This is a genomic window from Bradyrhizobium sp. USDA 4454, from assembly GCF_054822705.1.
In genome coordinates this window covers 558,607-572,691 of record NZ_JBTRCN010000001.1, presented here as the reverse complement: position 1 = coordinate 572,691, position 14,085 = coordinate 558,607, and the positions used below count along the sequence as shown (strand labels likewise).

Annotated in this window: 14 protein-coding genes; 10 read left to right on the top strand and 4 right to left on the bottom strand. The window is 66.0% G+C overall.

Translation table 11 applies throughout. The features are described 5' to 3' along the window. Positions 1-2 precede the first annotated feature (2 nt). Entirely contained in the window at positions 3-878 is an 876-nt protein-coding gene (locus ACVIW0_RS02595) for a branched-chain amino acid ABC transporter permease (protein WP_461350901.1), read from the bottom strand. A gap of 293 nt (positions 879-1,171) precedes the next feature. Between ACVIW0_RS02595 and ACVIW0_RS02590 the strand changes: the two genes are divergently transcribed. Together ACVIW0_RS02590 and ACVIW0_RS02585 are read left to right on the top strand one after the other, a co-directional pair. Then, on the top strand, positions 1,172-1,924 hold the full coding sequence (locus tag ACVIW0_RS02590) for an ABC transporter ATP-binding protein (protein ID WP_461350900.1): 753 nt from the start codon (positions 1,172-1,174) through the stop codon (positions 1,922-1,924). Further along, positions 1,921-3,441 (top strand): permease, encoded by a 1,521-nt coding sequence (locus ACVIW0_RS02585; protein WP_461350899.1) that lies wholly within the window; start codon positions 1,921-1,923, stop codon positions 3,439-3,441. The genes ACVIW0_RS02590 and ACVIW0_RS02585 overlap by 4 nt, the downstream gene beginning before the upstream one ends. Before the next feature lie 8 nt (positions 3,442-3,449). Here the strand turns inward: ACVIW0_RS02585 and ACVIW0_RS02580 are convergent, their stop codons facing one another. Continuing rightward, positions 3,450-4,388 carry an alpha/beta fold hydrolase gene (locus ACVIW0_RS02580; RefSeq protein ID WP_461350898.1) on the bottom strand — a complete coding sequence of 313 codons (939 nt, stop codon included), beginning with the start codon at positions 4,386-4,388 and terminating at the stop codon, positions 3,450-3,452. A gap of 163 nt (positions 4,389-4,551) precedes the next feature. Here ACVIW0_RS02580 and ACVIW0_RS02575 point away from each other — a divergent pair, with 163 nt between their 5' ends. From ACVIW0_RS02575 to ACVIW0_RS02565, 3 genes are read left to right on the top strand one after another with little or no spacing between them, the layout of a single operon-like run. Beyond that, on the top strand, positions 4,552-5,379 hold the full coding sequence (locus ACVIW0_RS02575; RefSeq protein ID WP_461350897.1) for an MBL fold metallo-hydrolase: 828 nt from the start codon (positions 4,552-4,554) through the stop codon (positions 5,377-5,379). A gap of 46 nt (positions 5,380-5,425) precedes the next feature. Beyond that, the gene (locus ACVIW0_RS02570; RefSeq protein WP_461350896.1) at positions 5,426-6,475 is read left to right on the top strand and encodes an amidohydrolase family protein; all 1,050 of its coding nucleotides are present in this window, start codon (positions 5,426-5,428) and stop codon (positions 6,473-6,475) included. A gap of 11 nt (positions 6,476-6,486) precedes the next feature. Continuing rightward, entirely contained in the window at positions 6,487-7,419 is a 933-nt protein-coding gene (locus ACVIW0_RS02565) for a GNAT family N-acetyltransferase (protein ID WP_461350895.1), read from the top strand. Positions 7,420-7,610: 191 nt separating this feature from the next. On the opposite strand, the gene ACVIW0_RS02560 is transcribed toward ACVIW0_RS02565, so the two are convergent. Next, positions 7,611-8,867, bottom strand: a complete 1,257-nt coding sequence (locus ACVIW0_RS02560; protein ID WP_461350894.1) for an aminopeptidase — start codon at positions 8,865-8,867, stop codon at positions 7,611-7,613. 166 nt (positions 8,868-9,033) lie between these two features. After that, positions 9,034-9,423, bottom strand: a complete 390-nt coding sequence (locus tag ACVIW0_RS02555; protein ID WP_461350893.1) for a carboxymuconolactone decarboxylase family protein — start codon at positions 9,421-9,423, stop codon at positions 9,034-9,036. A 137-nt stretch (positions 9,424-9,560) separates the two neighbouring features. On the opposite strand from ACVIW0_RS02555, the gene ACVIW0_RS02550 reads away from it, so the two are divergent. The 5 genes from ACVIW0_RS02550 to ACVIW0_RS02530 all read left to right on the top strand — a co-directional run bounded on the left by ACVIW0_RS02550 (position 9,561) and on the right by ACVIW0_RS02530 (position 13,873). Next, on the top strand, positions 9,561-10,520 hold the full coding sequence (locus ACVIW0_RS02550; protein ID WP_461350892.1) for a Bug family tripartite tricarboxylate transporter substrate binding protein: 960 nt from the start codon (positions 9,561-9,563) through the stop codon (positions 10,518-10,520). A 19-nt stretch (positions 10,521-10,539) separates the two neighbouring features. Then, on the top strand, positions 10,540-11,427 hold the full coding sequence (locus ACVIW0_RS02545) for an NAD(P)-dependent oxidoreductase (protein ID WP_461350891.1): 888 nt from the start codon (positions 10,540-10,542) through the stop codon (positions 11,425-11,427). Next, a complete protein-coding gene (locus tag ACVIW0_RS02540; RefSeq protein WP_461350890.1) occupies positions 11,424-12,404 on the top strand; it encodes a Gfo/Idh/MocA family protein in 981 nt (326 codons plus the stop codon). Before ACVIW0_RS02545 ends, ACVIW0_RS02540 begins: the two co-directional genes overlap by 4 nt. Before the next feature lie 6 nt (positions 12,405-12,410). Then, positions 12,411-13,166, top strand: a complete 756-nt coding sequence (locus ACVIW0_RS02535; protein ID WP_461350889.1) for a GntR family transcriptional regulator — start codon at positions 12,411-12,413, stop codon at positions 13,164-13,166. Between the two features lie 518 nt (positions 13,167-13,684). Next, positions 13,685-13,873 (top strand): hypothetical protein, encoded by a 189-nt coding sequence (locus ACVIW0_RS02530; protein ID WP_461350888.1) that lies wholly within the window; start codon positions 13,685-13,687, stop codon positions 13,871-13,873. Positions 13,874-14,085 lie beyond the last annotated feature (212 nt).

The window sequence follows — 14,085 nt, the reverse complement described above, 5'->3', positions numbered from 1 at the left end:
TCTCAGACCTTCTTGCGGACATGAAGGCCGAACAGGCCCTCGGGCTTGAGCAGCAGCACCGCGAGCAGCACGATATAGGGCGCGACGTCCTTCCATCCCTGCGGCAAATAGAAGCCGGCCATGCTCTCGATCACGCCGATCAGGACACCGCCGACCACCGCACCGGGGATCGAGCCGAAGCCGCCAAGCACCGCGGCCGGAAACGCCTTCAGTCCCAGCACCAGCCCGACATTGGAATGGATGAACGTGATCGGCGCCAGCAGCACGCCGGCGCAGGTCGCGACCGCCGCCGAGATCGCCCAGACGATCGAGACCACGCGCTTGACCGGGATGCCCATGTAATAGGCAGCCAGCATGTTCTCGGAGCTGGCGCGCATGGCGGTGCCGAGCGCGGTGCGGTTGAAGAACAGATAGAGCAGCGCGCACAGGATGATGGTCGCCGCGATCACCGACAGCTTGTCGTAGGCGAGCACCAGGCTGCCGATCCGCAACACGCCCTGGCTGAACGGGGTCTCGATCTTGAAGTCGTCGGTGCCCCAGATCATGCCGGCCACCGAGCGCAGGAAATAGCCGAGCCCGATCGTCGCCATGATGATGGAGAACTGCGGATAGCCGAGAATCGGCCGCACCACGACCCGCTCGGCCAGCATGCCGAACAGCGCCATGCAGATTACCGCGCCGGCGAAGCCGAGCCAGTAGTTCAGACCGAGCATGCCAATGAAGGTGAAGGCGAAAAAGCCGCCCAGCATCATCAGATCGCCCTGCGCGAAATTGACGACCTCGGTTGCCTTGTAGACCAGCACGAAGCCGAGCGCGATCAGGCCGTAAACGCAGCCGAGCGCGATGCCGCTGACGAGCTGCTGAACAAAGTCCAGCATCGTTCCCTCCCCGATGCCCGGCGATTCTTATCCGATCGCTCGTCGCATCCCGCCTTCACGCCCTTGTGTCGGAAGCGCTGAAAGCCGCTATGTCCGCCCCGATTGAGCCAAAACGCCCGATCCCTGTCAACAAACCGCTGATCCGGCTGTATCATCACATTTACGGAGATATGCCGCAGCACGGACTAATACGGATATCGCGTTCGATTTGCCCCGTGCGATTCACTGCACCGAAACGGTTTTTGTCCAACTTTGCGCAACCGACGAGCGAAATCCCGGATCGCCACCGCATCATGACATCGCAATTGCCCGCACTCGCGCTGCGAGGGTTAACCAAGCGTTTTGACCGCCCGGCGGTCGACGCGCTCGATCTCACCATCCGGGTCGGCGAATTCTATGCGCTGCTCGGGCCGAACGGCGCCGGCAAGACCACGACGCTGCGCATGGTGGCAGGATTGCTGCGTCCGGATGCCGGCTCGGTGTCGATCCTCGGCATCGATGCGCTGGCCGATCCGGTCGCAGCCAAGCAGATCATGGCCTGGGTGTCCGACGAACCGATGATCTATGACAAGCTGACGCCGCTGGAATATCTCGAATTCGTCGCCGGCCTGTGGGGCATCGATCCCCGCACCTCGGAAAAGTCGGCGCGCGATCTCCTGGTGTCGCTCGGGCTCGAGCCGCATCTCAACGAGCGCTGCGAAGGCTTCTCCAAGGGCATGCGCCAGAAGGTGGCGCTTGCCGGCGCGCTGGTGCACGATCCCCGCCTGATCATCCTCGACGAGCCGCTGACCGGCCTCGACGCGCTGTCGGCGCGCCACGTCAAGGGTCTGTTGCAGGAGCGCGTCCGCACCGGCTGCACCGTGATCATGACGACCCATATTCTCGAAGTCGCCGAGCGCATGGCCGACCGCATCGGCGTGATCGCGGCCGGCAGGCTGATCGCCGAGGGCACGCTCAACGAACTGCGCGAGCAGAACGGCCGCAACGACACCACGCTCGAGGACATGTTCATCGCGCTGGTCGATACCGAAGCGGCGGCCGCGTGAGCTCGGTCGCCCATCTCACCTGGTTCGCCCGCCACGAATTCCGCCTGGCGTGGCGCGAATGGCTGGCGATGATGACCGGTGGCCGGCGCCGGCGCAATCGCGCCGTGATCGGACTTGTGATCTTCGCCGCGATCCTGCATCTGCCGGCCTATGCCGTGGTCAACCGCTATGCCGACTTGAGGTTTCCGCTCGATCCGTCGTCGCTGATCGTGATGACCGCGACGGTCTTTCTGGCCTGGGCGCTGATGCTGTCGCAGGCGATCGAATCGGTGACGCGCGTGTTCTATGCCCGCGCCGATCTCGATCTGATCATGTCGTCGCCGGCGAAGCTCACCAACATCTTCTCGATCCGGATCGCCGCGATCGCGCTGACGGTGAGCAGCATGGCGCTGTTGCTGTCGACGCCGTTCATCGACGTTCTGGTTTATCTCGGCGGTCCGCGCTGGCTCGCCGGTTTCGGCGTCGTGCTTGCGATCGGGCTGTCAGCGGCCGCCACCGCGATCGCGGTCACCGCCTTCCTGTTCCGCCTGATCGGGCCGATCCGGACCCGGCTGGTGGCGCAGGTCGTCTCCGCTGTCATCGGCGCGGGTTTTGTCATCGCGCTGCAGGTCGTCGCCGTGCTGTCATACGGCACGCTGTCACGCTTTGCCTTCCTGACCTCGGATACCGCGGCACGCATCGCCCCCGCGCTCGACAGCCTGCTGTGGTGGCCGGCGCGCGCCTCACTTGGCGATCTCGACATCATGATGCTGCTTCTCGCGGCAAGCCTCGTGCTGCTCGGCGTCGTGATGGCGGCCTTCGCGCCGCGCTTCGCCGACACGGTCGCGAGCGTCGCCGCGAATCCGGCAGCGGCCACGCGGGGGCGCGCCCGCGCGTTCCGCCCCGGCTCGCGGCAACAGGCGCTGCGGCGCAAGGAGTTCGTGCTGCTGCGCCGCGATCCATGGCTGCTGTCGCAGAGCCTGATGCAGATGCTCTATCTGCTGCCGCCGGCGCTGATGCTGTGGCGCAGCTTCTCCGGCACCTCGACCGCGATCGTGCTGATCACGCCTGTTATCGTGATGGCCGCAGGCCAGCTCGCCGGCGGACTGGCCTGGCTGACGATCTCGGGCGAGGACGCGCCCGATCTGGTGGCGACCGCGCCGTTGCCGCCGTCACGCGTGACCCGCGCCAAGATCGAGGTCGTGCTGATCGCAATCGCCATGGTGTTCACGCCGCTGGTGGCCGCACTGGCGTTCGCCTCGCTGGCGCAGGCCGCGGTCACGGCGATCGCGATCCTGATTGCGACCGCATCCGCCGCCGCGGTCCAGCTCTGGTTCCGCGCGCAGGCCAAACGTAGCCAGTTCCGCCGGCGCCAGACCTCATCCCGGATCGCGACCTTCGCCGAAGCGTTTTCCTCGATAGGCTGGGCCGCAACCGCGGCGCTGGCGCTGACGATCCCGGCGGCCGCGCTCGTCAGCGGCATCATGACCCTGTTGACGCTTGCCATCGCCTGGAAGATCAGCCCGCGGCAGGCGTGAGACCAAGCTTAAGCCTTCAACACCTCGACCACCGCCGCGGCAAATGCCTCCGGCGCTTCCTGCGGCACATTGTGGCCGGCGCCCGGAATTGCGCGATAGGCCAGGCGGCGTGTGTATTTTGCCGCGGAGCGACTGCCGTCGCTGACGAACGTCACGCCATCGTCAGCGCCGTCGAGCGAGATGGCGGGGACGGTGATCACAGGCAAGGCGTCGAGCCGCCGCTGCACATCCGCATATTGCGGGTCGCCTTCGACAACGCCGTAGCGATGCCGGTAACTGTGGATCACGATGTCGACATAGTCAGGATTGTCGAACGCGACCGCGGTCCGCTCGAAGCAGGCCTCGTCGAACGTCCAGCTCGGTGACCATTGCGACCACAGGATCCGTGCGATGCCGCGCCGGTTGGCGGCAAGCCCGGCGCGGCCGCGCTCGAGCTGGAAATAGTATTGATACCAGAGCGGCACCTCGCGCTCCGGCGGTGCCGGCACCATCGCATGCGCGATGTCCTGGATCATGTAGCCATTGGTGCAGACCAGCCCGATGCAGCGTTCTGGCCACAGCGCCGCACCGATCGATGCGGCGCGGCCGCCCCAGTCATAGCCGGCGAACACCGCGCGCTCGATGCCGAGCGCATCCATCAGCGCCATCAGGTCGGCGCCGACCGCCGCCTGCTCGCCGGAGCGCGGCGTCGCCTTGTCGCGGAACACCGTCGGCCCGTAGCCGCGCAGATAGGGCACGATGACCCGGCAGCCCTGCGCGGCCAGGATCGGCGCGACGTCGACAAAGGCATGGATGTCATAGGGAAAGCCATGCATCAGCAACACCACCGGACCATCGGCCGGGCCGGCCTCGTAATAGGCGATGTTGAGCACGCCGGCGTCGACATGGCGCAATGGCTCGAGCCGCTTGGTTGATGGCGCGCGCGGTGAGGAGGCAGTGTCGGTCACGCAGAACTCCCTATTCCGGTTGTCTGCGCAGCATGGTAGCGCGGGAATCGCCTGGATCATGTTGCAGTCAGCGCCATGGAGCGATGCGCCGGCCTCATCATGACGGCAAGCCCATTGCGCGATAGTCTCGGCTCGGCGGATGTCGCCGAAGGCGGAACAGGTCATGCTGAGATTGCTCGCCGCGCTCGTCTTGCTGGGATCGTTGACCGGCCACGCCTTCGGGCAGGATGCCCAACGCAGCGAATGCCTGGCGATGGCCAATGCGCCGCCGCGGGCCACCCCCGTGAACTACCGGCGCGTCGCGGCCAGGACAGTAACCAAGGCCGACGAGGTCGCGATCACCTATGCCGGCCATTCCACCTATTACATCGACACGCCCGGTGGCGTCCGGATCGCGACCGACTACAACGGCGTCTATCAGACCGGGCGATTGCCCGACGTCGCGACCATGAACCGGGCCCATGCGACGCACTACACGCTGTTTCCCGATCCCGGGATTGCCCACGTGCTGCATGGCTGGGGCGAGAACGGCCAGGCTGCGCATTACGCAGAGCGGATCGGCGACGTCTACATCCGCAACGTCACGACCGACATCCGCCGCTATTGGGGCGAAGATGCCGGCGGCCCGATGATCAAGGACGGCAATTCGATCTTCATCTTCGAGGTCGCCGGCCTCTGCATCGGCCATCTCGGCCACCTCCACGTCAAGCTCGACGACAGCCAGTTCGCGGCGATCGGCCGGCTCGACATCGTAATGGTGCCGATCGACGGCACCTACACGATGTCGCTCGACGGCATCTCCGAGATCACCAGGCGGCTGCGCGCGTCGGTGGTGCTGCCGATGCACCGTTTCGCCACCCCGCTCGACGAGTTCATGCACCTGATCGGCCAGCAATTCGAGATCGACCGCCGCGGCGGCGAGCGCACCTTGCGGATTTCCCGCGACACGCTGCCGGCGACGCCGACGGTGATCATCCTCGACGGCGTGTGAGGTCTCTGTTCAAGAAAGACGCAAAACCAAACGGGAGTGAAAATAGATGGCCAGCACTCTGCCCGCCTCCGCCAGCGGGCTCTATGCCAATCCACGCGAAGACTGGCTCGCCCAATATACCGAGGAGGTCATCGATCCCGGCCGACCGATCGTCGATCCGCATCACCACCTCTGGGATCGCGGGGGCTTGCGCTATCTGATCGAGGAGATGCGCGACGACATCGCCTCCGGCCACAACATCGTCGCGACCGTCTACGTCGATTGCCGGTCGATGTACCGCGCCGACGGCCCGGAGGCGTTCCGCCCGGTCGGCGAGGTCGAGTTCGCCAACGGCGTCGCGGCGATGGCGGCGAGCGGCGGCTATGGCAAGACCGCGATCTGTGCCGGCATCGTCAGCCACGTTAACCTTCTGCTCGGCGACCAGGCCAAGGCGGTGCTGGAGGCGGAGATTGCAGCCGGCAACGGCCGGTTCCGCGGCATCCGCCACTCCTCGGCCTGGGACGAGGACCCCAACGTCGCCCATATGTACGCCAGCCGGCCGAAGGGCATCCTCCTCGATTCCACCTTCCGCAAGGGTTTTGCCTGTCTGGCGCCGCTCGGCCTCAGCTTCGACGCTTGGCTGTTCCATCCGCAGATCGGCGAGCTCACCGACCTCGCCCGCGCCTTCCCCGACACAAGGATCGTGCTCGACCATTGCGGCGGCCCGGTCGGCACCGGCCGCTTCGCCGGCAAGCGGGCGGAGACCTTTCCGGTCTGGAAGGCGTCGATCCAGGAGATCGCCAGATGCCCCAACGTCGTGGTCAAGCTCGGCGGGCTGGCGATGTGCCTGCTTGGCTATGACTTCCACCTCCGCCCGCGGCCGCCATCGTCGGAGGAACTCGCCGCCGCCTGGCGGCCTTATGTAGAGACCTGCATCGAGGCGTTCGGAGCGAACCGTTGCATGTTCGAGAGTAACTTCCCACCTGACAAGGGGCAGTGCAGCTATCAGGTCATCTTCAACACCTTTAAACGGCTTGCATCACAATATAGCGAAGTCGAGAAGACGGCGTTGTTCTTAAAGACGGCAAAGGATGTCTATCGGCTCGATATCGGGTAAGCTTCCGACTCATGGATGACGGCATCACCATCCGGCCGCTTCGAGAGGCTGATGCGGAAGCGGTGGTCGCACTTTACGCAAAGGCAGCTGCGGTGGAACCGCGGCTAGGCCCTGTCACGCTGCCACAGTGGGACCAGTTCCTGAAGCTGCCGCAGAACCGCGGCGGCCGCGACTTTCGTGTTGCCGAGCAGAACGGGCGGCTTGTCGGCCTCGCCGAGTCCTCGCTGCGCGACCAGGGCGCGGGCCATTCCCGGTTCCTCAAGATTGTCGTGACTCCGGAGATGCGGCGGCGCCGGATTGGGCTCGCACTGATCGACGACGTGCTGGCGATCGACACCGACCCCGATCTCACCGTGCAGACGCTGGTGAGCAGCGACTGGCCGGCCGGCATGGCCTTCGTCGCCGCCTTCGGCTTTGTTCATGTCGAGTCGGAGATCGGGATGAAGTGCGTCGAGCCGTTGCAGCCCGCGCGCACGCTTGCCGCCGCCCGCGCCACCATCGAGCAGGTCTCGGACGTCACCGCCTGCGCCGGCGAGGTCGCACGGATCCACAACACCGCCTACGCCTCAGACACCGCCTTCCGCCTTTACTCGCCGGAAGAGATGGCGCAGGTCCTGACCGAGACCGAGGTCTGGATCGCATCGGAGGATGGACAGGTGTCGGGCTTCTGCCTGACCGAGCCGGAGCAGAACTCGATGTGGATCGAGTCGGTCGCCGTCGACCCGGCGCGGCAGGGACGCGGGCTCGGCCAGCTCTTGGTCTATCGCGTGCTGGCCGCGCATGACGTATCGGTCGAGCATCCCTGCTGGCTCAATGTCTCGAGCCGCAACGCTCCCGCGCTGAAGATCTACCGCCGCCTCGGCTTTCGGCCGCAGCACGAGACCTGCCGCTTCCTGGCGATGCGAGGCGACCTGATCGCCGCGCGCGAGCGGCGGTTCAGCTAGCCGCCCAGTAGCTTAGTCCGGCAACAAGAACCTAGCCCCGTCATCCTGAGGTGCGAGCGAAGCGAGCCTCGAAGGGTGAACGGCCGCCCGCTCTCCGCGCCGCGACATCCGGGCCGCGCATCTTTCGAGGCGCGCAAGAGCGCGCACCTCAAGATGACGGGACACGGAGTTACGCAGGACGGGTTAGCGCGCTACGCCCACTCGCCCTTGCGGAACACCGGCACGCTGCGGCCATCGGCGTGGATGCCGTCGATGTCGGTGTGGGCGGAGCCGATCATCCAGTCGATATGGATCAGGCTCTTGTTGCCGCCCTGCTCGGCGATCTGCTGCGGCGTCAGCTTGTCGCCGTTGACGAAGCATTTCGAGTAGCACTGGCCGAGCGCGATGTGCGAGGCGGCGTTCTCGTCGAACAGCGTGTTGAAGAACAACAGTCCGCTCTTCGAGATCGGCGAGGAGTGCGGCACCAGCGCGACTTCGCCAAGGCGGCGCGCGCCCTCGTCGGTGTCGAGCACCTTCTTCAACACTTCCTCGCCGCGCGAGGCCTTGGCCTCGACGATGCGGCCTTCCTCGAATTTCACCGAGATATTGTCGATCAGCGTGCCCTGATAGGACAGCGGCTTGGAGCTGACGACGTGGCCGCTGACGCGGCGGCAGTGCGGCGTGGTGAACACCTCCTCGGTCGGGATATTGGCATTGCAGACGATGCCGTTCTTGGCGGTCGAGGCGCCGCCTTCCCATTCATGGCCGTCGGCGAGCCCAATCGTGAGGTCCATGCCGGGGCCGGAATATTTCAGCGCGTGGAAGCGCTGGCCGTTCAGCCATTCGGTGCGCTCGCGCAGCTTCGCGTTGTGCTGTTCCCAATTGGCGATGGCGCCGTCCTGGTCGACCCGCGACGCGGAGAAGATCGCATCCGCAAGTTTCGCCACTGCGACGTCCTCTGCATCATCGGGAAAGACCTGCTTGGCCCAGGACGTGCTCGGATAGGCGATGATATTCCAGTTGGTGTCGAAATTGACGATCTTCTCCAGCGCCGGCTGGTAGGCGATCGAATTGGCCTTGCTGGCGCGCGCGACCTTGGTCGGGTCTTCGCCCGACAGCAGCATCGGATTGTCGCCGACGATCGCCAGCCGCGCGGTGTTGGCCCCGAACGCCTTCGCCATGCCCTCATAGAGCCAGCCCGCCGCGCGATCGAAACTCGCATCGTTGGCGTAGCGGTAGCGCGCCAGCGTCAGCTCTTCGTCCGAGAACAACGGGGTCACCAGACCCGCGCCGGCTTTGTAGGCATGCTCCACCACCCGCCGCACCAGCGGCATCGCCGCGGCGGGCGCCGTCAGCAGCAGATCCTGTCCCGGCTGCAACTGCAGGCCGACCTTGATCGCGACTTCGGCGAGCCGATCGAGCTTTACCGGATCTATCGAGGCAGAAAGGTTGCGTTGATGTGCGGTCATGAAGCGCCGTGTCGTTGGAGGAAGTCTTCAGGATTCGTAGTCCAATTCGATCCGCATTCGCAAGGTTCCAGCCTGCCGCGCCCGATCACGCGGCAGCGAGCTATTGCGTCGAATTTACCGCCTTGGCGCACGCTCGGCCTGTGCACGCACCGCTTCAACCTCGACCCTACGCCTCCGGCGGCGCTTCGCCGAACACCTCGGCGGCGATTTTGCTGGTCTCGATCGCGGCCGGAATGCCGCAATACATCGCGACCAGCAGCAGCACGTCCTGCACCTGCGCGGCGGTACAGCCATTGGCCAGTGCGCCCTTGGCATGGACGCGGAACTCGGCCGGCTTACTGCTCGCCGCGGTGATGCCGAGCATCACCAGGCTGCGAATCTGGTCGGACAGGCCGGAGCGCTCCCAGACGTCGCCATAGACGTAGGCATTGATGATGTTTTGCAGCGGTGCGCCGAAATCGCCGGCGGCCGCCATCCGCTTGGCGACATCGCCCTCGCCGAACATCTTCTGGCGCCGGCGCAGCCCGCGCGCATGGAGATCGCTGATGTCCACCATCGTCGTCTGGCTCCCCTGTACGGGCTATTTATACGGATAAATATGCTGAGCCTCAATATTCCGACAGGCCCTTGGCTTGCACTCTCGACAAGTTTGTCCGTATAAATTCATCCAAACGAATACGGGAGGGGACCGGGATGAAGTTACGGCTGGGGCTGCTCGTCGTCCTGCTCGCGGCACTTCCGGTCCTGCCGGCTTCCGCGGCAGATGCTTTCCCGCAACGACCGCTCAGGATCATCGTGCCCTTTCCGGCCGGCGCCGGCCCCGACAATGTCGCGCGGCTGGTCGGCCAGCATCTGCAGGACGCGTTCGGCCAGACCGTGCTGATCGAGAACCGCGCCGGCGCGCTCGGCAGCATCGGCGCGCAGGAAGTCGCGCGCGGCGCGCCCGACGGCTACACGCTGCTGATGGGCACCAACACCACCCATGCCAGCAACGTCGCGACGCTGAAGAGCCTGCCCTACGACCCGGTGAAGGATTTCGCGCCTGTGATCCGCACCACCACGACGGCGATGGTGCTGCTGATCAACCCGAAGCTTGCGCCGAAGGACCTGCCGCAGTTCCTCAGCTATGCCAGGGCCAACCCCAATCTGACCGCGGGCTACGGCTCCGGCGCGTCGCAGATCTCGATCGCGCAGTTGCAATCGCGCGGCGGCCTGTCGCTGATCGCGGCCTCCTACCGCGGCGTGCCACAGGCAATGACCGACGTGATGGCGGGGGTGATCGACCTGACCTTCGGCGATTTCTCGGTCGCGATCCCGCAGATGCAGGGCGGCACCCTGCGCGGCATCGCCGTGACGTCGGCGACCCGCAACGAACTGACGCCCGGCCTGCCCGCACTGTCAGAAGCCATGCCCGGCTTCGAGGCCACCATCTGGTACGGGCTGTTCGCGCCGGCCGGCACGCCGGAGCCGGTGGTCAACAAGCTCTATGCCGAGTGCGCCAGGTATCTCGCGATGCCCGAGACGAAGAAGAAGCTCGCCGATGTCGGCGTGATCGTGGCGCCGCTGGCGCCGGCCGAGTTCGGCGCCTTCGTCAGGAGCGAGGTCGTGCGCTGGTCGGCCGAGGTCAAGGCGGCCGGCATCCAGCCGCAATAGCGCGAAGCGGCGGCGCATCATGGCTCGCGAGACACCTGTCGGCATGATCGGCCTGGGGCTGATGGGATCGGCGCTCTCCGCGCGGTTGATCGACGCCGGCATCGGCGTGATCGGCTTCGACGTCGATGCGGCGAAGACGGATGGCTTCCGGGCCAGCGGCGCCGAGTTCGCAGCGTTCGCCGCCGACGTCGCGGCGCGCTGCCCGACCATCGTCATCGCGGTGTATGACGCGGCCCAGGTCAAGGGGCTGCTGCCGGACCTCGCCAACGCCGAGCTGCCGCCGCGCGTGATCTGCACCACCACCTGCGCGCCGGGCGAGATCGCGGCAATTGCCGAATTCGCGGCGCGCGCGCGGCTCGGCTTCATCGAGGCCCCGATCTCGGGCACCAGCGCCGAGGTCCGCGCCGGCACCGCCACCGCGCTGGTCGCCGGCGATGTCGACATCATCGCGTCAGCCACCGCGACGCTCGACATCCTCTGCCCGCAGCGGATCAATGTCGGCGCGATCGGCAACGCCAGCCGAACCAAGCTTGCCATCAACCTGATCCTGCAGAGCAACCGCGCCGCGCTCGCCGAGGGCCTCGCCTTTGCCGAGGCGCTCGGCCTCGACGGCGCGGCCTTCCTTGCGGCTACGCGGCAATCGGCGGCATATTCTGCCGTGATGGACAGCAAGGGACCGAAGATGCTGGCGCGGGATTTCTCGCCGCAATCGCATATCGCGCAGACCTTGAAGGACGCCGAGCTGATCCTGCAGGAGGCCGCCCGCCATGGCCTGTCCTTGCCGATGACCGCGGCACAGGCCGAGCTGCTGCGCGCAGCGATCGCACTGCAAGGCCCGGACAGCGACAGCGCCGCGATCATCGAGGCGATCCGGGCCGGCCGCGACCAGGACAGGGAGCCCTCATGATCAAGTGTGCGATCGCGGGCCTCGGCCGCTGGGGCCGCGCGCTGGTCGAGGCTGCGCAGAACGAGCCGCGGCTGCGGATCGTCCGCGCGGTGGAACCCGACATCGTCGGCGCCGCAGACTTCTGCGCGGCGCACGGCCTGTCGCCCGCGCCGAGCCTCGAGGCCGCGCTTGCCGACCCCGAGATCGATGCCGTGCTGCTGGCAACGCCGCATTCGCTGCACAAGGGCCAGGTGATCGCGGCAGCGAGGGCCGGCAAGCAGGTGTTTTGCGAGAAGCCGCTGGCGCTCCGCCGCGACGATGCCGCCGAGATGTTCGCGGCCTGCCGCAAGGCGGGCGTGCAGCTCGCGGTCGGGCATAACCGGCGCTTCTGGCCGTCGATGCAGGCACTGCGCGCGATCACTGCCTCCGGCGAGCTCGGCACGATCCTGCATATCGAGGGCCACAACAGCAACGAGAACTCGCAGGCCATCACGCAGGGCTGGCGGCTGTCGCCCGAGGAGTCGCCGGGCGGCGGGCTGACCGGCGCGGGACTGCACGTGCTCGACGGCTTCGTCAGCCTCCTTGGTCCTGCCCGACAAGTTTACGCCCGGTTGAGTGCGCGCGCGGTAGGACCGCCGCCGCTCGACACTGCAACTTTGGCGATTGAATTTGTGAATGGCGTGAGTGCAACCCTTGCGACGGTCCGCGCAACACCGTTCTATTGGCGCGTGCATGTGTTCGGAACGAGGGGATCCGCCGAGGTGCTCGACGAGACGACGATGGTGCTACGGACATCCGGCGAGGCACCGAGAACGACGCGCTATCCGCCGGTCAACACGCTCACCGCGGAACTTGCGGCCTTTGCCGATGCGATCGAACGCCGGCAGCCGTTCCCGGTACCAGAGGCAGACGTGCTCGCGACGCTCGCGGCGTTCGAGGCCGCGCTGCAATCAATGCAGTCTGGACATCCGGTCGTCTGCCATACGGCATACCAGTGATCCGCCATGTCTGAACAACCGGACCGAGCGAGATCCTCCCGCTACCGCGACATCGCGACCGGATTGCAGAAGGACATCCGGCTCGGCACCTACGCGGTCGGCGACCTGTTGCCGACCGAGACCGAGCTGATGGCGAGCTATCAGGCGAGCCGTCAGACCGTGCGCGAGGCGCTGCGCATCCTGATCGACCAGGGCCTGATCGTGCGCCGCGCCGGCCTCGGTTCGGTGGTGATCGCAGCCGAGCCGCCGGTGCTGTTCACCCACAGCGTCAAATCGCTCGGCGAGTGGCTGCGCTATTCCAACGAAACCTACCGCGACGTGGTCGCGAGCGGCGACATCGTCGCCGACCGCAAGCTGGCCGGGCTGTTGAAATGCGAACCCGGCAAGAGCTGGTTCCTGATCGAGGCGGTGCGCCGCTCCGACCAGTTCGCCGCCCCGCTCGGCTGGACCGAGATCTATGTGTTGCGCCGGTTCGCCGATGTCGTGACCCGCAGCGACCACGGCCGCACCCCGGTGCACGAGCAGATCGCCAAGATGTACGGCCAGGTCACCGAACGCGCCCAGATGGAGATCTTCGTGCGCAGCATGCCGGCACCGATCGCCAAGGCGCTCGGCGTCAAGACCGGCTCGCCGGCTCTCACCGTGATCCGCCGCTATTACGGCGTGCGCGAGGAGCTGTTCGAGGTCACCATCACCACGCACCCCGAAGGGCGCTATACCTACACGATGGATATGCAGCGCTCGCTGCGGCCGAAGCTATAGCGAAAAGCTCTATCGCGCCCGGGCCAGATGCGTGCTGGCGGAGGTGTGCGCCATCTGCGGGGTGCCGCTCACTCCCCAAATCGCGACCGCAATCAACGCAGCCGCCCAGACATATGGCACAGCATTCGGCTTCTTCATTTCAGAGATCATCCCCAAGGTCTCAGGAGGACCAACTGACCTCACAACCCGGATCGTGGATCTCACGACCGCAGCCATCAGCGTCTCACCAGGCACCGTCCTTCACAACGCTACTAAGGTTAGACCTTGTCGGTTTCAGGACGCCTTCGTGCGAATCCGGAAATGATTTCGCCGGAACCGGGCTCTCTCATCCGAATTGATGAGACCGTGGGCCGACCGGCTTCGGCGCCGCGCGAGGTCCAGGAGAATTCTCTGCTTAAATTTGAGTCAGACACGCAACAAACCTGCCAAACGGCGTCCACTGAATACTTTTTGATTGTCGGTCGGACTCCGGTCGTGGCATCAGGGCCTGTGACACTGTGATGACAAGGGTTTCTCCCGTGACTGCCGAAACGGCCAAACCGCACCGCGGCTCCCGCCGCCACTCCAAGGAAACCCAGGACGAGGTCGCGCGGTCGCTGGAACGGGAGCTCAGGCTCCTGACCGAAGAGCGCCAGGAGCGCGCGCTCCGGCTCGGCTTCGACATCGCGGCCGAGGCACCGATCAAGGCACCGAAGACGGATCATTAGCCCCGCTGCCGCGAAGCCGGGGCGCACAATTTCCGGAGCACTGAAGATTCGCGCAGTCGCCCGCGATGACAGGCGTGCGGGCTCGACGGAGGCGTTCTGATTCAACCTGTCAAACAACAAGCTCTCGGTGTCATCACCCGCGAAAGCGAAGGCGGGTGATCGCACGGCTCTCTCCACCCGTCGTCCCGGCGAAAGCCGGGACCCATAGCCAC